At 70.3% G+C, this 18,321-nt stretch carries 18 protein-coding genes and 1 riboswitch; of the genes, 8 read left to right on the top strand and 10 right to left on the bottom strand.

Features of this window, described 5'->3' with window-relative positions:
- Positions 1–97 precede the first annotated feature (97 nt).
- Positions 98–1,450 carry a cryptochrome/photolyase family protein gene (locus tag FHU35_RS12010; RefSeq protein WP_145738609.1) on the top strand — a complete coding sequence of 451 codons (1,353 nt, stop codon included), beginning with the start codon at positions 98–100 and terminating at the stop codon, positions 1,448–1,450.
- 63 nt (positions 1,451–1,513) lie between these two features.
- Positions 1,514–1,876, top strand: coding sequence for a hypothetical protein (locus tag FHU35_RS12005; protein WP_145738607.1), 363 nt, complete (start codon positions 1,514–1,516; stop codon positions 1,874–1,876).
- A 67-nt stretch (positions 1,877–1,943) separates the two neighbouring features.
- Here FHU35_RS12005 and FHU35_RS12000 read toward each other — a convergent pair whose 3' ends face one another.
- The gene (locus FHU35_RS12000; protein WP_145738605.1) at positions 1,944–2,387 is read right to left on the bottom strand and encodes an FHA domain-containing protein; all 444 of its coding nucleotides are present in this window, start codon (positions 2,385–2,387) and stop codon (positions 1,944–1,946) included.
- 227 nt (positions 2,388–2,614) lie between these two features.
- Between FHU35_RS12000 and FHU35_RS11995 the strand changes: the two genes are divergently transcribed.
- Complete coding sequence (locus tag FHU35_RS11995) at positions 2,615–2,881, top strand: DUF3040 domain-containing protein (protein WP_145738603.1); 267 nt, start codon at positions 2,615–2,617, stop codon at positions 2,879–2,881.
- A 161-nt stretch (positions 2,882–3,042) separates the two neighbouring features.
- Entirely contained in the window at positions 3,043–4,038 is a 996-nt protein-coding gene (locus tag FHU35_RS11990) for an Acg family FMN-binding oxidoreductase (protein ID WP_246110254.1), read from the top strand.
- 33 nt (positions 4,039–4,071) lie between these two features.
- Here the strand turns inward: FHU35_RS11990 and FHU35_RS11985 are convergent, their stop codons facing one another.
- The 4 genes from FHU35_RS11985 to FHU35_RS11970 all read right to left on the bottom strand — a co-directional run bounded on the left by FHU35_RS11985 (position 4,072) and on the right by FHU35_RS11970 (position 8,577).
- Entirely contained in the window at positions 4,072–4,839 is a 768-nt protein-coding gene (locus tag FHU35_RS11985; protein WP_145738600.1) for an enoyl-CoA hydratase/isomerase family protein, read from the bottom strand.
- Positions 4,840–5,017: 178 nt separating this feature from the next.
- Positions 5,018–6,481: an FAD-binding protein gene (locus FHU35_RS11980; RefSeq protein WP_222429352.1), complete on the bottom strand. Its 1,464-nt coding sequence runs from the start codon at positions 6,479–6,481 to the stop codon at positions 5,018–5,020.
- 238 nt (positions 6,482–6,719) lie between these two features.
- Positions 6,720–7,550, bottom strand: a complete 831-nt coding sequence (locus FHU35_RS11975) for an alpha/beta fold hydrolase (RefSeq protein WP_145738597.1) — start codon at positions 7,548–7,550, stop codon at positions 6,720–6,722.
- A gap of 139 nt (positions 7,551–7,689) precedes the next feature.
- Complete coding sequence (locus tag FHU35_RS11970; protein WP_145738594.1) at positions 7,690–8,577, bottom strand: universal stress protein; 888 nt, start codon at positions 8,575–8,577, stop codon at positions 7,690–7,692.
- Between the two features lie 157 nt (positions 8,578–8,734).
- Between FHU35_RS11970 and FHU35_RS11965 the strand changes: the two genes are divergently transcribed.
- A complete protein-coding gene (locus FHU35_RS11965) occupies positions 8,735–9,631 on the top strand; it encodes an oxygenase MpaB family protein (RefSeq protein ID WP_145738592.1) in 897 nt (298 codons plus the stop codon).
- A gap of 85 nt (positions 9,632–9,716) precedes the next feature.
- Here FHU35_RS11965 and FHU35_RS11960 read toward each other — a convergent pair whose 3' ends face one another.
- Positions 9,717–10,961 carry a DUF418 domain-containing protein gene (locus FHU35_RS11960; RefSeq protein WP_222429351.1) on the bottom strand — a complete coding sequence of 415 codons (1,245 nt, stop codon included), beginning with the start codon at positions 10,959–10,961 and terminating at the stop codon, positions 9,717–9,719.
- A 368-nt stretch (positions 10,962–11,329) separates the two neighbouring features.
- Positions 11,330–11,563, top strand: a riboswitch (cobalamin riboswitch).
- A gap of 152 nt (positions 11,564–11,715) precedes the next feature.
- Between FHU35_RS11960 and metE the strand changes: the two genes are divergently transcribed.
- The gene (gene metE, locus FHU35_RS11955) at positions 11,716–14,004 is read left to right on the top strand and encodes a 5-methyltetrahydropteroyltriglutamate--homocysteine S-methyltransferase (RefSeq protein ID WP_145738588.1); all 2,289 of its coding nucleotides are present in this window, start codon (positions 11,716–11,718) and stop codon (positions 14,002–14,004) included.
- Positions 14,005–14,111: 107 nt separating this feature from the next.
- Here metE and FHU35_RS11950 read toward each other — a convergent pair whose 3' ends face one another.
- The 4 genes from FHU35_RS11950 to FHU35_RS11935 form a co-directional block, all read right to left on the bottom strand.
- Positions 14,112–14,540, bottom strand: a complete 429-nt coding sequence (locus FHU35_RS11950; RefSeq protein WP_145738586.1) for an SPW repeat protein — start codon at positions 14,538–14,540, stop codon at positions 14,112–14,114.
- Between the two features lie 180 nt (positions 14,541–14,720).
- Entirely contained in the window at positions 14,721–15,137 is a 417-nt protein-coding gene (locus FHU35_RS11945; RefSeq protein ID WP_145738583.1) for an FHA domain-containing protein, read from the bottom strand.
- A gap of 250 nt (positions 15,138–15,387) precedes the next feature.
- Complete coding sequence (locus FHU35_RS11940) at positions 15,388–15,618, bottom strand: hypothetical protein (protein WP_145738581.1); 231 nt, start codon at positions 15,616–15,618, stop codon at positions 15,388–15,390.
- A gap of 242 nt (positions 15,619–15,860) precedes the next feature.
- Entirely contained in the window at positions 15,861–16,328 is a 468-nt protein-coding gene (locus FHU35_RS11935) for a MarR family transcriptional regulator (RefSeq protein ID WP_246110313.1), read from the bottom strand.
- Between the two features lie 126 nt (positions 16,329–16,454).
- Between FHU35_RS11935 and FHU35_RS11930 the strand changes: the two genes are divergently transcribed.
- The gene (locus FHU35_RS11930) at positions 16,455–17,657 is read left to right on the top strand and encodes a PP2C family protein-serine/threonine phosphatase (protein WP_145738579.1); all 1,203 of its coding nucleotides are present in this window, start codon (positions 16,455–16,457) and stop codon (positions 17,655–17,657) included.
- A 244-nt stretch (positions 17,658–17,901) separates the two neighbouring features.
- Positions 17,902–18,321 carry an STAS domain-containing protein gene (locus tag FHU35_RS11925; protein WP_145738577.1) on the top strand — a complete coding sequence of 140 codons (420 nt, stop codon included), beginning with the start codon at positions 17,902–17,904 and terminating at the stop codon, positions 18,319–18,321.

Here is an 18,321-nt window from a genome sequence, read left to right as displayed (position 1 = left end):
CCGCGAGCCGGGGTGCGGAGGGCGGGCGCGCGAGGCGGGTGGGACCCTCGCAACGGTCCGGAGGAGACCCTCACCTGCCCCACGGAGCGTGCCACCGATGTCCACCACCGCGATCGCCGTGTTCACCCGTGACCTCCGCGTCCACGACAACCCGGTGCTCGCCGCGGCCGCCCGCGCCGACCACGTCCTGCCCCTGTTCGTGCACGACGAGGCGGTGAGCGCGGCGGGGTTCGCCGCAGGGCCCCGCCGCCGCTTCCTCGACGACTGCCTCGCGGATCTCGACGCGCGACTGCGCGAACGCGGTGCCGCGCTCGTCCGCAGGGACGGCGACGTGGCCGCCGAAGTGGCCCGCCTCGCGCACGAGGTCGACGCGACCTCCGTCCACATCGCTGCGGACGCCTCCGCCTTCGCCGCGCGCCGGCAGCGGAGGCTCGCCGAAGCGCTCGCCTCGCAGCGGTGCGAGCTCACCGTTCACGAGGCGGTGCACACCGTGCTGCCCGCCGGGGAGGTCACCCCGCAGGGGAACGATCACTTCGCGGTCTTCACCCCGTACCACCGGCGATGGGCGAGCGCCGCCCGCCGCAGCATCGCGACCGCTCCCCGACACCTGCGACTCCCTCCGACGGTGTCGGCGCCGGACGCACCTGCCCCAGCGCGCACCGCAGCGCCGATGCCGGGCGGCGAGACCGAAGCCCGAGACCGGGCGCACCGCTGGCTCGACGAGGACGCCGACCACTACCACTCCCGGCACGACGACCTCCCCGCCGAACGCGGCACCTCCCGGCTGTCCGCCTACCTGCACTTCGGTTGCCTGTCCGCGCTCGAACTCGCCACCGAGGCCGGCGCCCGCCACACCGAGGGCGCCGATGCCTTCGTGCGCCAACTGGCCTGGCGGGACTTCCACTTCCAGGTGCTGGCGGCTCGACCCGCGAGCGCGCAGGCCGACTACCGGCCGCGCGCGGACGCCTGGCGCGACGACCCGCAAGCGCTCCAGGCGTGGCAGGAGGGCCAGACCGGCATCCCGATCGTCGACGCCGGGATGCGGCAGCTGAGCTCCGAGGGCTGGATGCACAACCGAGCCCGGCTGATCACCGGCAGCTTCCTCGCCAAGACCCTCTACCTGGACTGGCGCGCGGGCGCCGAGCACTTCCAGCGGCACCTGGTCGACGGCGACATCGCCAACAACCAGATGAACTGGCAATGGGTTGCCGGAACGGGGACCGACACCCGGCCCAACCGGGTCCTCAACCCGGTGCGCCAGGCCGAGCGCTACGACTCCTCCGGTGACTACGTGCGCCGGTGGGTCCCCGAGCTCGCCGACCTCGACAACCCGCGCGACCTCCACCAGCCGTGGCGGCTCGGGACCGATGCGCTCGGAAAGCTCGGCTACCCGGCCCCGATCGTCGACCTCGAAGCGGCGCGCGATCGGTTCCAGCAGCACCGCCGGTGACGTTTCGGCGCACCGCGGCACGGGTACCAAGGAGTGCGACCAGCTTGGGGGAAGGTGGAAGCGATGAAGCAGCATCCCCTCGAAGACATGTACGCGGCCCGGGAGGCGCTCGACCGCGCCGCCAGGAACTGCGCGGACCGGGACCTCGCGTCCTTGGACTGGCCTCCCTACGGCGCGGCCCTGCTCGGCGTTCTGGGGTCCCTGCACAGCCTGTCCGGCGAGCTCAGCAGCAAGCTGGACCAGGTCGACCGGGAGCGCCTGCTTCGACAGGCGCTGCGCGACCACCCCCATGAGGCTCTGGAGCGGGCGATCAGGGACCTCCAGGGCACGAACGCCGTCCTGGCTTCGGCGATGCGCCACGCAGAGCAGTACTGGGCGGAGACCCAGCACATCCACGAGGACACCGGCTCCGGCGCTCAGGGTTGAGTCCGCGTTCAACCGCCGGGCTCAACTCCGCTCAGGCGGTCGACCCTTCCTCCATCAGGACCGGAGCTCAGCGCGGCGAGGCGGCTCGCGCGTCTGCCGCTGCTCCGCTGCGGAAGAGGAACCGGGCCTTGCCGATCCAGATCTCGTCGCCCTCGACGAGTTCCACGCGGTCCACCGCGCGCCTGTTGACGAAGGTGCCGTTGAGCGAGCCGCCGTCGACGAGGAAGCAGCGGTCGCCCTCGACCTCCAGCTCCGCGTGGTACCGCGAGACGGTCACGTCCTCGATCACGATGTCGCAGTCGCGGTGTCGCCCGATCGCCGTGAGCGGCGCGGAGATCGCGAGCTCAGCACCGGCATCCGGTCCCCGGCCGACCACCAGCCGCATGGTCTCCGCAGACTCGCGCTGCGCGGGGATCAGCTCTGGGTGAGGTCCGGCGACCGGCAGCTCCCGACCCGTCACGTGCAACGTGGGCTCGCCGAGCAGTCCGGCGACTTCTGCGATCTGGCCCATCAGCGTTCTCCCTAGCACGACCTGGTGCATTGCATCGGTCCTCGAGCGCTCCCCGGGAACCACCACCAGCATGCAGGCGTACCCGGCCTGTCTACCAGGCCTTTCGTCCTTTTTTCCGAGCGCTGCGGCAGCCGAGTTGACGCCAGGAGGGCCTATCGGCTCTACCGGCGCCGCCGCGCGGTTCGCGATGGTGACGGGACCAGACCACACGACCGCCGGAGAAGACCATGCTTCGACGACACGAAATCCGCATCCTCGAGGGGATGGAACGGCAGTTGCGCAGCGACGATCCCTCGTTCGTCAGCAAGTTGACCACCGAACGGACGCGCGACCGGTTCCGCCGGTGGATCACACCACGCCGATCGCTGGGACTCGCGGTGACGACCGTGGCCGCCCTGTGCCTCCTGCTCGGCGAAGGCGCCGCCTTCTTCACCACCGCGGCACTGGCGGCCGTGCTGTTCCTGCTCAACGGCTGGTCGGTCAAGACCGAGTAGTCCAGGAACCGCTGGCCGCAACCGCGGGCGACCGGAGATGCGCCTGCTGCGCACGTGGCCGTAGTGGCGCACGTGCACGACTGCCGGACGGCACGGCGGTCCGATCGTTCGGCCCCGGCGGCTCGCGCCGAGCCGCCCGCGACATCGACTAGGAGGTGGCCGTGCACAGGATTTCCACGGCGCTCGAGTTGACGGCCACCCAGGTCGAGCAGGTCATCGGGCTGGCCGGACTGGCTCCGTCGCTGCACAACACCCAGCCGTGGCAGTTCCGGATCCTGCCCCACCTGATCGAGCTGCACTACGACCCCGCTCGTCGGTTGCCCGCCGCCGACCCGGACGGGCGGGAACTGCGGCTCGCCTGCGGTGCCGCGCTGTTCAACCTCAGGGTCGCCCTCGAGGGAGCCGGGGTGCGGCCGGTCGTGACCTTGCTCCCGCACCTGGCCCACGCCACCACGCTCGCCGAGGTCCGGGGCGGCGGCCGCCCCGAGCCCCGGCCGGTTGCGGTGAAGCTGCACGCTGCCATCCCCCAGCGGCACAGCCACCGCGCACCGTTCCGCGACGTCCCGGTGCAGCCCGCCGACCGCCACGAGCTGCTGCTGGCGGCTCAGAGCGAGCAGTGCTGGCCGCACGTGGTGACATCCGGCGAGCTCGGGGCCTTGGAAGGACTGGTGCACAGGGCGCACCAGGTGCAGCAGGCCGATTCGCGGTTCCGGGCCGAGCTGGCGGCCTGGACGGGTCAGTCCACCAGCGCGGTAGACGGAGTCCCGACCGATGCCGCGGGCCCCAGGCCGGAGCCCCAGGACGAGTGGGTGCACCGCGACTTCTCGGGAGGTCTCGCGGAACGCCCCGACGGGGTCGCGCACGAGTCCGGCCCGCTGCTGGTCGTGCTGTGCACGCAGCACGAGAGCCCTGCCGACGAATTGCGGGCGGGGCAGGCCTTGGAGAACGTGTGGCTGACGGCCACCTCCCGCAGCCTGTCCGCCTCGATGATCTCCGAGGTCGTCGAGGTCCGCGAGATCCGCGACGAACTGCGCCAACTGCTGGGTGGGACGCTGCACCCGCAGGCGATGCTGCGAATCGGCCACGGTCGCCCCACCGTTCCGGCCCCGCGACGCGCGGTCGGTGACCTCCTCCTCAACGGCAGCACCCCGACCTGAGCGAGCAGGTTCGTCCACAGGGGACGCCCGTGGTCACCCTTCGGCGAAGGCGCCCAGGGCCGCCTGGTTCTCCTGACTTCCCAGGAGCTCTGCGAAGTGCTGGTTCTCGCGTGCGCGAGCCGCGGCGATCTCGGCCTTCAACGGTGCCGCTACGGAGCTCTTCACCGCTGTGAGGCTGTCGATGGGCTGCGCGGCGATGGTGGCGCAGTAGCGCTGGGCCGTCTCGGCGAGTTCGTCCGGCGGGCAGACCTTCCACACCAGACCCATCTCCCGCGCTTCCGGCGCCGTGATCCACTCGCTCGACAGCAGCACCCACGCCGCGTTCTGCCTGCCGATGAGCCGCGGCAGCAGGTAGCTGGACGCCGCCTCCGGGGCCACCCCCAGGCTCGTGAACGGGCACTTCAGCTTCGCCTCGGTCGAGGCGAAGGACAGGTCGGCGAAACCGAGGATCGTCAGGCCGATGCCGACGCCCAGGCCGTTGACCACCACCACGAGCGGTTTCGGGAAGTCGGTCAAGGCGTCGACGAGTCCCAGGAAGCCGTGCCGGCCTGGGACGAATTCGGGGTCGGTCGCCCGCTGGAACATCTCCTTGAGATCGGTGCCCGCGCAGAAAGCGCGCCCGGTTCCGGTGATCGCCACGACGGCCACGTCCGGGTCCTCGGCAGCGGCCAGCAAGGCCTCGGTCAGCTCGTCGTACATGGCCTCGTCGAGCGCGTTGAGCGCAGCAGGCCGGTTCAGCGCCAGCGTGCGGACCCGGTCCCGATCACTGCGCTCGACCAGCCCCACCGAGGTATCGCCCATGGACTCGACTGTAACACGTTCTAGACAGGCGTCCAGAAAGACTTTTCCCAGTCGCCCGTGGGGCTTTGGACCGCGCCGGGCACGAGGTCCGGGCGTCGCGCGGTGCGACGCCCGGCGCCCCGACCTCGACCGCCAGGGAGGCGCGGCACCCCTGGCGACCGAGAACTCGTCGCCGCCCTCAGCGCTGAGCGACCTCGGCCGTCGCGCGTCGACCGGCACGGCGCCCGAAGTAGGACGCCTCGCCGAGCTGGATGCCCGAGGCGTAGCCCTTGCCGTCCACCGCGATGTTGGAGGCGCACGCCCCGGCCGCGTAGACGCCCCGCACGACCGAACCGTCCGCGCGGAGCAGCTGCCCGTCCACGGTGACCCGCAAGCCGCCGCAGGAAAATCCGGCGTAGAAGCACTTCCCGGGCGTGAGATCGTAAGCGCCCCAGGGACCTTGGTCGAGAGGCACGAGGTACTCGGGAGCCTTGTGGAACTCGGGGTCTTCGCCGCGCGCAGCGGCCTCGTCGTAGGCGGCCATGGTCTCCGCCAGCGCTCCGGCCGGGATCCCCAGCCCCTGCTCCATCTCCTCGATGGTGTCCCACCCGTCGACCAGCGGCTGGAACCGGTAGGAGGGCTGCACCATGGTGGCCGAGTCGAGGATCAGGTACCCCTCGCGATCGGGCTGCTCGAACACGAAGGCCGAGGTGCGCGAGTGGTAGGAATCCTCGTTGACGAACCGCTTCCCGAGCTTGTTGACCACGATGCCGCGCAACGCCTCGCCCGGCGGGTAGAACGGGCCGGTCACGAAGACCTTGTCGAGGTAGTCGGCCACGCCCCCGACGGACTGCCCCATCCGGATGCCGAGCCCGTCGTCGTGCGTGTTGCCCAGCGCCATGCCGTTGCTCTCGACGGCCAGCAGGTCCGGCGCGTGCTCCTCCAGCATCGCGCGGTTGAGCACGAAGCCGCCCGCCGCGACGATGACCGACCTCGCCCGGATCGCACCGGTGTGGTCGTAGTTCTTCCACGTGACGCCGACGACCTGGTCGCCGTCGACGACCATCGCGGTCGCGCCGGTCTCCCACCGCACTTCGACGCCGAGGGCGTCGAGCTTGTCGAGCGCCAGTCCGACGACGAGCCCGGCACCGCCGGTGTCGCCCGGCACCGGCACCTTGTGCCCGCGCGGGGTCGGCTTGACCACCTCGGCGACGTCGAGGCACTTCTCGTTGCCGGTGAAGCTCAAGCCCTCGACACCGGGCTGGACGACCGCCTTCTCCGGGTAGAACGAGCGGTTGAACTCGAACCCGAGCGATTCCAGCCAGCGGAAGTGCTCCACGCCGTCCTCGGCGTAGGCGCTGATCTTCGCCGGATCGCACTCGGGCGACATCAGGCCCAGGTAGTCGGCCATCGCCTCGGGCGAGTCGTCCCACCCGGTCGCCTGCTGAACTTCGGTGCCACCGCCGAGGTAGAAGTGCCCACCGGCCATCGCGCTGGTGCAGGTCAGACGGCCACCGCTGTCGAGGACCAGGACGCTCGCCCCGGAGGCCCTGGCCTCCAGAGCCGCGCTCACCCCGGCCATGCCGGCGCCGATCACGACCACGTCGACCTCGTCCGACCAGGTACCTACCGACTCGATCGAAATCGGGTCAGGGATCTCCATGCCCATGCACGCTCACATTCTAGAACTTGTTGCCACTTCTAGTGAGTGCGGCGACCAGGCCCTCGGCCGGCTCCGCCGCGCGAACGCGGCAACCACCGGCCCACTCGAGGCTCCAGCTCGCATGCCCCTGCGACATGCGCGAAACTGTAACACGTTCTATGCGGTTCGAGGCGTGCGTTCGTCGAGCGCCCCTCCACGCGGAGGAGCGCTCGACGAAGGGCTGCCGGGAGGCCGGGCCTCACGGGGTGTTGTTCAAGAACTCCACGAGGTCGTTGTTGATCTTCTCGGCGTGCGTGGTGGGCATGCCGTGCGGGAGGCCCTGGTAGGTGTTGAGCGTCGCGTTCTGCAGCAGTTTCGCCGACAGCGGGCCCGCGTCCTGGTAGGGCACGATCTGGTCGTCTTCGCTGTGCATCACCAGCACCGGCACCGTGATCTTCTTCAGGTCGTCGGTGAAATCGGTTTGCGAGAAGGCGACCACCCCGTCGTAGTGCGCCTTGGCGCCGCCCATCATGCCCTGACGCCACCAGTTCTGGATGAGCGCTTCGGAGGGTTCCGCACCAGGCCGGTTGAACCCGTAGAAGGGGCCGGACGGGAGGTCGCGGTAGAACTGCGAGCGATTGGCCGCGAGTTGCGCCTGGAGCCCGTCGAAGACCTCCTTGGGGAGCCCATCCGGGTTCGCGTCCGTCTGGACCATCAGCGGCGGAACCGCGTTGATGAGAACGGCTTTGGACGACCGGGACTCACCGTGCCGAGCCAGGTACCGCACGACTTCGCCGCCCCCGGTCGAATGACCCACGTGCACGGCACCCGAGATCCCCAGATGGTTCAACACCTCGGCGAGATCGTCGGCGTAGTGGTCCATGTCGTGGCCGTCGGCGGTCTGGCTCGAACGACCGTGGCCGCGCCGGTCGTGGGCGATCACCCGATAACCGCGCTGCAAGAAGAACAACATCTGGGCGTCCCAGTCATCGGCCGACAGCGGCCAGCCGTGGCTGAAGACGATCGGTTGTCCCGATCCCCAGTCCTTGTAGTAGATCTCGATCCCTTCCGCGGTGGTGATGGTGCCCATGCGGACCTCCCCAGGTTCGACACCGACGCGGTGGAGCCCACCTGCGCCGGGATGGATTCAACACCGGCCGATGCTCCCGACGATGTCGCCGACTCCCCAGGGCACTAAGTCACCCCTCGCCGCGGGCATCTCGGCCGGATCACTCCGCGGGCAGCACGGCCACCGGGCAGCTCGCCTGGTTGAGCACCGCGTGGCTGACCGACCCCAGGAAGGTGCGGCGCACCGCTCCCCTGCCGTGACTGCCCACCACCAGCAGGCTCGCCCCTTCCGCCTCGCCGAGCAGCAGGTGCGCGGGCCGGTCCGGGCCGACCACGTGCCTCACCCGCAGGTCCGGGTACTGCCGGCGGTATCCGGCCATCGACTCCGCCAGCACCTCGCTCGCCTTCTCCCGGAACTCGCTGCGGTCCGCGTCCCACTCGTCCACGACGTCGAACGGGTTGAACGCCGATGCGCTCCACGAGTGCACGCCCACCAGGGGGCGACCTTGCCGGGACGCCGTCTCGTGGGCGAACCCGATCGCCCGGGTGCTCACGTCCGACCCGTCGACTCCGACGACCACCGGCGCGTCCGCGGCTGCTCCGGTGTCCCCGCGCACCACCACGACGGGGGCTGCGGCGCGGCGCGCGATGACCTCGGCGGCGGTGACGCCCAAGCGGTCCGTGCGAGCTCCCACCAGCGGGCCCCCGAGCACCACCAGATCCGCTTCACCGGCCAGCTCGACCAGGAACTGCGCCGCGTCGCCGACCGGGATGCTCTTGCGCACCTCGAGGCCGGGAGCGCTTGTCCTGCACTCCTCTTCGAGGGAGTCGAGCTCCCCGCGAACCGCTTCCCGGAGCTTGTCCATGACGTGCTCCTGGTCGGGAATGCGCATCTGGATGGAGTGCTGGAAGGGCCGCGCCAGCACGTGCACGAGCAACAGCGGCGAACCCCGGCTGGACGCTTCTCGCGCGGCCCACCGGACCGCTTCACGAGACGCCTCCGACCCGTCGAAACCCGCGAGCACCGCTGAACGAGCTTCCTCGGCCATGCGAACCTCCTGACGATCGAACCCCGGCGGGCCCACGTGCCCGCATCCGCGCCGCCTCTTGCCATACCCGCGCGGACCGGAGGTCAACCAGGCACGGCCGCGTCACTCGCTCGACGGCGTGGACCTGAGCCCGCACCGGGCCCATACTGGTCATCTGATGCCGGAGAGCCCGCGGGGTGCGCTGACGTTGCTGCGGCAGCGTTGGGGAGCGGCGCTGTTCGAACGCGTGGCCGGTGCCGACGGACCGGAGAAGCGGACCCGGATACACGACCTCCCCGGACCGCGATGGTTCGCCGAGGACCGGTTCATCCGGACCGTGCACGCGGATGCCGCGATGTTCGTCGGCGGCTTGCGGGCGCTGCTGCTGCAGTCGCTGCACCCGCTGGCGATGGCAGCGGTGGCCGCGCACTCCGGCTACCGGGGCGATCCGTGGGGGCGGTTGCAGCGCACGAGCACCTTCCTCGCCGTGACGACCTTCGGCACCGCCTCCGACGCGCAGGCCGCCGTGAACGCCGTGCGACGCGTGCACCGGCAGGTGCGCGGGGTCGCGCGGGACGGACGCACCTACCGGGCCGGCGACCCGCACCTCCTGGGCTGGGTCCACGTCGCCGAAGTCGACAGCTTCCTGCGCTGCCACCAGCGCTACGGCGCCGCACCGCTGGACGACGACGGGTGCGACGCCTACGTCGCCGACATGGCCCGCATCGGCGCAGCGCTGGGCGTCGTCGATCCGCCGCGCGACCGAGCGGAGCTGACCGCGCGGCTGGAGGACTACCGCCCGGAACTGCACGGCACACCGGAAGCGCGCGAGGCAGCCCGCTTCCTGCTGCTCAACCCACCGGTACCGCTGGTCGCCCGCGTCCCCTACGCGGCCCTGGCCTCGGCAGCCGTGGCGGACCTGCCCGCCTGGGCGCGATGGCCGCTGCGCCTCCCCTACCTGCCCGTCACCGAGGCAACGGCCGTCCGCCTCGGTGGCCACGGCATCGTCTCCGCCCTCCGCTGGGTCATGACAGCGCCCGCGTCCGGGAGCCAACCAACCCCCAGCAAGAGCTGACACTTCTCACTCCGGAGGGTTTTCCGGAGTTCCTGGCTTCCCTCACGGGGGCACCCAATCCCTTCCGTTGCGCGCGAGGCGGGAATCACTCCGCGACAAGCGTGGCCCGTCGGCGCCCGGGCCGGTAGGTGAGGCGCCGGAGCAGCGTTTCGGCCGGCCCTCTGATGCCCCTGCGGTCGAGGGCATGGGCGACGAGGAGGGTCAGCAGCCACGCCGCGAGGCCGACGGCCGTCGCCGACCAGCTCGTCAGGTGCGCTCCGAGCCCGAGACCCCACGCCGACAGCAGCGGCACGAACAGCAGGGACTGGGCGAGGTATCCGCTGAGCGACCGCCGGCCCAGAGCGACCAGAGCACGCGCCGGGAGCGAAGCCCGCTTCCCACGACCCGCAATGCGATGGGCCGCGAGCCCGAACAGCGCCGCGTACCCGATGCCGCAGAAGATCCCGGTGAACAGGTGCAGCGTGCCGAATGCCTTCGGGTTCGGCACCTCGAGCACGGCGAAGTGCAGGAGCGCCTGCATCAGGCCGAAACCCCACCCGACCGCGAGACCGATGCCGGCGGTCCGGCGCAGCAGCGGCAGGTGACGCGCGGGCTCCTCGAGCACGCGGTGCCGGGCGGCGAGCAAGCCGAGCAGGAACGCGGCGGGCAGGACGAGACTCGCCAAACCCGACACCAGGCCCGTGCTCCACGTGAGCAGGCGCAGCGGGATCGTCACGAGGTAGTTCGGCTCAGCGATGGTCATCTGCTGCAGGTTGGGACCGCCGACCAGCGAGGGAGCGAACTGCGCGAACACTGCCGCACCGAGGGAGAACACCGCGCCGACGCCGAGCAGCACGCCGATCCAGACCTTGAGCACGCGGTCGCTGCGCCGCAGGAACAGCGGGACGAGCAGCAGCCCCAGAAGTCCGTAGGTGGCGAGGATGTCGCCCTGCCAGAGCACAACGGCGTGCACCAGCCCGAACCCGAGCAACCACCAGTGCCGGGCACGCAGCAACCGCCGCGCGTCGCGGGTGGAACTGCCTGCGGCCTTCCGGCGGGCGTAGAGCTGGCCGATCCCGTACGCGAACAGGAACCCGAACATCGTCCAGGCCCTGGCGTCGACGGCGATGATCGTGAGCGCCTGGGCGATCCGATCGGCCACACCGCCGTGAGCGGGGTGCATCAGCGTCACGCCGATCTCGGAGGTGTAGGCGAACCACGGGACGTGCGCGAGGGCGATGAGCAGCAGCATCATGCCCCGGGCCAGATCCGGGGCGAGCGCGCGCTCGGACACCGGGGTCGGCGATGCGGGCACCCCGCTCGCAGGAGCGGACTGGGTCTCGACGGGCATTCTCGGGTTCCTCTCGGCGGTGGGCGCCCACATCAGAAACGATGCCGTCGCGGCACGCTCAAGCCCCGATCCCGCGACGAACCTCGAGCCCGCCGTGCGCACGATGCTCTGGCTCCGCTACTTCGCGATGGAGTCCGACCGGCCCCTCCATCACGGGCTTTCACCGTCCGCTGTGGAGGGTGACGAACCCGGGCCGGATCCGGTGCGCGACGGTCGGCGAGTTCCCTGTGACCGGAGTCTCATCAGCACTGGCGCATCTGGAGAACCGCGACCTCATGGGCGGTGCTGGGCGCCGGCAACTCGCCCGCACCGGGCGCTCGGATCGTGGAACTGCTTGCCAACGGAACTTTCGGCACTAGCCTGGTGAGTGCTGGTGGTTCGTCCGCCCCGGTGCGACCCAGGTCGTGTTCAGGGACGGGCGAGGCAAGAGGGAACCCGGTGCGAACCCGGGACTGCCCCGCAGCGGTGAGCGGGAACGACAGCCGTCACCGGTCGCACGACCGGAGACAAGCACTGGGCCGACAGGCCCGGGAAGCGACGGCCACTAGGAACGCCCGGCCAGGCCGGGAAGCGCCCGCGAGTCCGAAGACCTGCCACCGGTGCGCGCGCTGCGGCGCGCGCTGATCCGAGGTCTCGAGGGAGGACCTGGCGGACGAACGGAAACGGCACTGCCCGAGGGCGGCTGCCCGTGTCCGCCCGCACGCCTCCACGGCGACCTCGGAGCCTCTGATGTCGAGCTCGCGAGGAGAGGGCGTTGACCACCAAGATCGGATCGACCGTACTCGGCTACCCCAGGATCGGGCCGGACCGGGAACTCAAACGCGCGTTGGAGAGCTACTGGGCCGGGCGCAGCAGCGCCGACGACCTGCGCGCCGTCGCCGGCAAGATCCGCGCCGATTCCTGGCGCTTCCTCGCCGACGCGGGCCTGGACTCGGTGCCGGGCAACACGTTCTCCTACTACGACCAGGTGCTCGACACCGCGGTCACCTTCGGCGCCGTGCCGTCGCGGTACACCGAGCTGGGGCTGAACCCGCTCGACACCTATTTCGCGATGGCCCGCGGTGTCGACTCCACGCCTCCGCTGGAGATGACGAAGTGGTTCGACACCAACTACCACTACCTGGTCCCGGAGATCAGCCCGCAGGAGCGGTTCTCGCTGTCCGACCGGACACCGGTGGAGCAGTTCCGCGAGGCCTCCGAACAGGGCGTCACCACCCGGCCGGTGCTGGTCGGACCACTGACCTTCCTCCTGCTGTCCAAGCCCGCCGAGGGTTCCCCCGACTCGTTCACGCCGCTGGACAAGCTCGACGACCTGCTGCCGGCCTACGCCGCGCTGCTGGCGGAGCTCAAGCGGGCAGGTGCCGAGTGGGTGCAGCTCGACGAGCCCGCCTTCGCCGCCGACCGCACGCAGGCCGAACTCGACGCGCTGCGCGAGGCCTACCGCACGTTGGGCGAGCTCTCGGACCGTCCCGCCCTGCTGGTCGCCGGGTACTTCGGGGACCTCGGTGACGCGCTCGACGTGCTCGCCGACTCACCGGTCGAGGCGCTGGGCGTCGACCTCGTCACCAGTCCGTCCACGATCGACAAGCTGCCCGGGCTGACGGGGTTGCGGAACAAGTCGGTGGTCGCCGGCCTCGTCGACGGCCGCAACATCTGGCGGACCGACCTCGACAAGGCGTTGACCACCGGTGCAACCCTGCTCGGCCTGGCCGACGAGGTAGCGATCGGCACCTCGTGCTCGCTGCTGCACGTGCCCTACGACGTCGAAGCCGAAGCGCAGATCGACCCCCAGGTGAAGTCCTGGCTGGCCTTCGCCGCGCAGAAGGTCCGAGAGGTCGTCGTGCTGGGGCGCGCGCTGCGCGAAGGACGCGGGGCCGTCGCAGACGCTCTCGCCGAAGCCGCCGCGGCGGTCGCCGACCGTGCCGCCGCCGACCGCATCCGCAACGGCGAGGTCCAGACCCGATTGCGCGCTCTGCGGCCCGCGGACTCCCGCCGCAACGACTACGCGCAGCGGCAGAAGGCCCAGGAGGAGGCCCTGCAACTGCCTCCGCTGCCGACGACGACCATCGGTTCCTTCCCGCAAACGACCGACGTCCGCAAGGCACGCGCGGCGCTGCGCAACGGCACGATCGACGCCGCCACCTACAAGCAGCGCATGCGGGACGAGATCCAGCGGGTCATCGAGCGGCAGGAAGAGCTCGGCCTCGACGTCCTCGTGCACGGCGAGCCCGAGCGCAACGACATGGTCCAGTACTTCTCCGAGCTCATGGACGGCTTCGTCAGCACGCACAAGGGCTGGGTCCAGTCCTACGGGTCGCGCTGCGTGCGCCCGCCGATCCTGTTCGGCGACGTCTCCCGCCCGAACCCGATGACCGTCGAGTGGGCGACCTACGCGCAGAAGCTGACCGACAAGCCCGTCAAGGGCATGCTCACCGGCCCGGTGACCATCCTGGCGTGGTCGTTCGTCCGCGATGACCAGCCGCTGGCCGACACCGCCAAGCAGGTCGCCCTGGCGATCCGCGACGAGGTGCACGACCTCGAAGCGGCCGGCATCCGCGTGGTCCAGGTCGACGAGCCGGCCCTGCGCGAGCTCCTGCCGCTGCGTGCCGTGCAGCAGAAGCACTACCTGGACTGGGCGGTGGAATCGTTCCGGCTGGCCACCTCCGGGGTCACCGACACCACCCAGATCCACACCCACCTGTGCTACTCGGAGTTCGGTGACGTCATCAACGCGATCGTGGCCCTGGAAGCCGACGTCACCAGCATCGAGGCCGCTCGCTCCCGCATGGAGGTCCTCTCGGACCTCAACGCGGTCGGGTTCGCCAAGGGCGTTGGTCCCGGTGTCTACGACATCCACTCCCCACGCGTCCCGGAGACCGAAGAGGTGACGTCCCTCCTGCGCGCTGCGCTGGAAGCCGTTCCCGCGCAGCGGTTGTGGGTCAACCCCGACTGCGGCCTCAAGACCAGGGGCTACGCCGAGGTCAACACGGCCCTCAAGAACGTGATCAGCGCGACCGCGGCGGTGCGCCCGACGCTGGGCTGATCACCAGGGTCACGGGAGGTGTCGTCTCCAACGCCACTGCCGGCACCCCCGTGGCCCTGTCCCCTCGCTCTCGAGCGGCGCCGCTTCAGGTGCGGTACCGCCGAGGATCAACGGGAAGTAGACATCCTCGAGGCCGCCATGGTCGCTGCACCTGCCAGCACCAGAACCGCTCCGCCGATGATGTTGCACAGGACCGTCGAGGTCGTCATGGCGGTACCGCTCATCACGAAGACGGCCAGGATCGTCCAGACCCCCAACGCCGGGCAGGTCCACGCGATGCCATGGGTGCGGTGGTAGGCGGCCGCGAACGACAGCCCGAGGGCTGCGGCGGCCAAGCCGATGATCAGGTTGTTCAGCGCCAGCGACGGTGTCGTGGCGGCGAATCCGGTGATCCACGGCGACAACGCGACGAACAGGCCTCCGAGCACTACGAGGCCGTCCGCCACCTGAGCGGTCGGGGTTTCCGAAGCCCGCTCGTACCGCGAGCGCATCTCGGTGAGATCCGGATGCCCAGCGATCGGTGTGCTGCTCGACATCACTCCACCTCCACAATAGAACGTGATATCCGCCAGTATCCGCTCCTCGGAGCCCGGAAGCATCCCCGAATCGGGGGCGAATTTTCTCTGCACCAACGGTTTTCGCACGCAGAGATCTGGCGCGGTACCCATCGGGAAACCCGCGCCGAATGCGCCGCGCGACGCCGTCACCGCCGGCCGTCAGGCCGCGTGGAAGACGAACCGCGCTGTGCCGATCCAGATCTCGTCGCCCTCGCCGAGCTCGACGCACGTCACCGGCTTGCGGTTGACGTAGGTGCCGTTCAGCGAACCTCCGTCGAACAGGACGCACCGGCCGTCGATCACCTCGAGCTCGGCGTGGTACCGGGAGGCGGTCACGTCATCGACCACCACATCGCTGTCCCGGTGCCGGCCGATCACCGTCAGCGGCGCCGAGATCGCGAACTCCGTCCCCGTGTCCGGTCCCCGGCTCACCACCAACCGCATGCCGTCGGAGGGCCCGCGCGGCGGCGGGACCAACCTCGTCAACGGCCGCGTGGCGGCGCGCTCCTCCGCCGACACCAGGTCGTCCAGCGCCGCAGGGTCCGACGCCCCGACGACCTCCGCGATCTGCCCCATCGATGCTCCCTTCGCGCTCACGGGCCCAGCCGATGCCGGGCCCGTCCCCGATCGCTCCCGCTCCCCGAGAACCACCTCAAGAATGCAGCGCGACGGTCGCCCATCGGGCAGGCCTTTCGACCCGGCGTAGCTGTGTTCCCCGACACCTCGCGGCGCACGAGTGGACATCCCCCGAGATGACGCGGCATCGGGGCCGCGATTCACGTGCCGAATCGCGGCCCCGATGCCACCAGGTGCTCCTGCCCGTACCTCAGGAGCCGATGCGCTCCACGAAGGTCAGCAACGCGCCGAAGAAGTCGATCGGAGCGCGGAGCACGGCCTTGGCGCCGTCGTCGATGCTGGAGAGGAACCCGTTGATCCCACCGGCGGCGTTGGCGGGGTCGCTCGCGATGACGATCGCGGTGACCACCACCGCGACGACGAACAGGACCACGACGAGCAGGATGCCACGTAACCAGAACCGAATTCGCTTGCGTGCCATGTCGTTTCTCCAGTTCAGATAGCCGGTCGGGCGCGCGCCGCCAGAGTGGGAGCCACCGTAGTGCGCACCGACATCACTTGTCACGCGTCGCGACGGAACCGTTGCACAGCAGGCTCTTTGCAGGCGTTGATCTTCAGCTGACCGCGCTGGTCAACAGCCCTCTCCGCCGCGGGATGTGCTTCTTTCGTTGCCCTGTGGCAATCAACACGCGCCTCGCGGCACCCGATCGGCTCAGGTTGCGATCAGGCGAATTCCTCGTCGGGGAGACCCACCTCGGTCGCCGCCGAGTGGAACGCGCTCAGGCCGGTGAGCAGCGCGTTGCGAGTTCGCGGCGTCATCGCGTCCAGCACCTGCTTGAGGTCGGCCTTGCGCTCCCGCTGGAACTGGCGCAGCAACCGCCGACCGTCCTTGGACAGCTGGAGCATCACCTCGCGCCGGTCGTCGGCGCCGGCGACGCGGCTGAGCAGGCCGGCGGCTTGAAGCCGGTCGCAGAGCCTGCTGGTCACCGACGGGATCGAGCCCAGCTCGTCGGCGAGGCTCATCAGGTTGATGGAGCCGTGCCGGTCCACCACCACCAGCGCCCGCAGCTGCGAGGGCGAGACCTGGGGCTTGATGCGTTCGGCGCTGCGTCCCCAGACGACCATGAGCACGCCGACCCCGGCTTCGAGCTCGTCCAGGGCTTCGGAGGACAGGGAATCGAGTTTGTGCACCAAGAAGGCCCTCCTCGCCGGAAGTCTCGGGTCCGGGCACGTGCGTCTCCGGGCGTATTGTGTCATGTCACGACCCATGCTCGTCCGCAGCTGTGAGCACGGACCCTGGTGAAGCCGGAGAAATTGGTGACCATCCCCACGCGTCTGGATTCCCTCGATCGCACCTTGCGCGACGTTCCGGCTCACGAGTTACCGGAGACCCTGGTGATCGCGCTGGGGGACCACTTCGGGGTCGCGGGGCTCGAGATCTACCTGGTCGACCTGCGTCTTGCGGTCCTGGAGCCCGTGCTCGAGCCCGAAGGCCCCGGCATCCCGCTGGTGGCGACGCTGGAAGGACGCGCGTTCTGCGACCAGGTGTGCCTCCAGCAGCCGATCGACGACGAGATCGCGCTGCACCTGCCGATGACCGTGCGGGGCGATCGGCTCGGGGTCCTGTGGCTGCGGTTGCCGGAGCCACCCGACGAGACCGCGCGCGAGGAACTCGCCGCCGCAGCTGATCTCGTGGCCCACGCGATCACCCTCGCGGAGGTGACCACCGACCGGTACCGGCGGGCTCGCCGGCCCCAGCGGCTGACGCTCGCCGCCGAGATGCAGTGGCAGCTGCTGCCGGTGCGTTCGGTGGATCACGCCTCCTACCGGCTCGCCGGTCAGCTCGAACCCGCCTACGCGGTCCGGGGCGACAACTTCGACTGGGCCCAGGACCTCGACTCGGTCACGGTCGCGGTCACCAACGGGATGGGCGAGAGCACGACCGCCGCCATGCTGACGACACTGGGGATCACCGCACTGCGCAACGCACGTCGCAGCGGGGCCACCCTCGTCACCCAGGCGGCCCTCGCCGATCAGGCGATCTGGGCCCAGCACGGGGGTGCGCAGCACGTCTCGACGTTGCTGATGCAGCTGGACCTGACCTCCGGCGAGCTCACCATCATCGATGCGGGCTCTCCCCGGCTGTGGCGCGTGCGCGCTGACTCCGCCGAGCAGGTCGACCTCGACGCACAGCTGCCGCTGGGCATGGCCGACGGCACCGAGTACGAGGTGCAGCGCCTCCAGCTCGAACCGGGCGAGCGGCTGTTCGTGCTCACCGACGGGATCTACAACGCGGTGCTCGCCGACCGCGACTACAGCACCAGCTCGCTGCGCCGGGCGCTGCGCAGCAGCCTCCGACTGCCCCCGGCAGAGGCCGTGCGTTCCCTGCTCAGCGACCTCAGGGCCTTCCTGCAGGACAGCGAGCTGGACGACGACGCGGTGGCGGTGTGCGTGGACTGGCTCGGCCCCGACGCCGGTGCGCACCCGGTCGCTCGACGACGGGACTGGATCGTGCTCTGAGCGCGGACCGGATTCGTTGCCGCACGACAATCAACGCGTCCTCCGCGGTCCGCTGCCCCGGGAGCGAGAAGACCGGGAACGTGAACCCGGTGGAGCAAAACCGCTTGCCCTCGGGCAAGCGCTCGGTAGAATTGGCTGGTTCAACTCGATCAGGGCGAGCACTCGGCGTGCGGTGGTGCGCGAGGCACCGAGGTGGCGGCGGCGGGCCAAGCGGGACTCCGCCGGTGCGCGGAAGGAAGACAGGATGACCGTCGAATCCCGGGTTTCCGGCTCCCTCGTCGACGAGGCACCCGCGCTCGATCCCGTGGTCAAGGCACCTGCACCCAGCGTGCAGGTGTCGTTCCCGAACGCCGACGCGATCGTCGTCGCCGTGACCGCTCCGGTGGATCAGGAAACGGTCGCCCAGCTCGAAACCATGCTCTGGCCGCAGCCGGCGTCGACGGCGCGCTCGGTCGTCGTGGATCTCACGAAGATGCGGTTCCTCGACGTCCCGGACCTGCAGCTGCTCACCTACGCGCACATGCTCGTCCAAGCCCGCGGCGGCGCTCTGCACGTCGTCGCCGACGACCTGGCCGTGCAGGAGGCGCTGCGCGCCTCCGGACTTCACGTGCTGCTGGAGTGCCACACCACGATGAGCGAGGCGCTTCGCGCCGACGCCCGCTGA

Source organism: Saccharopolyspora dendranthemae, from assembly GCF_007829955.1.
Classification (GTDB): Bacteria; Actinomycetota; Actinomycetes; order Mycobacteriales; family Pseudonocardiaceae; genus Saccharopolyspora; species Saccharopolyspora dendranthemae.
This window is presented reverse-complemented; position numbering and strand designations above follow the sequence as displayed.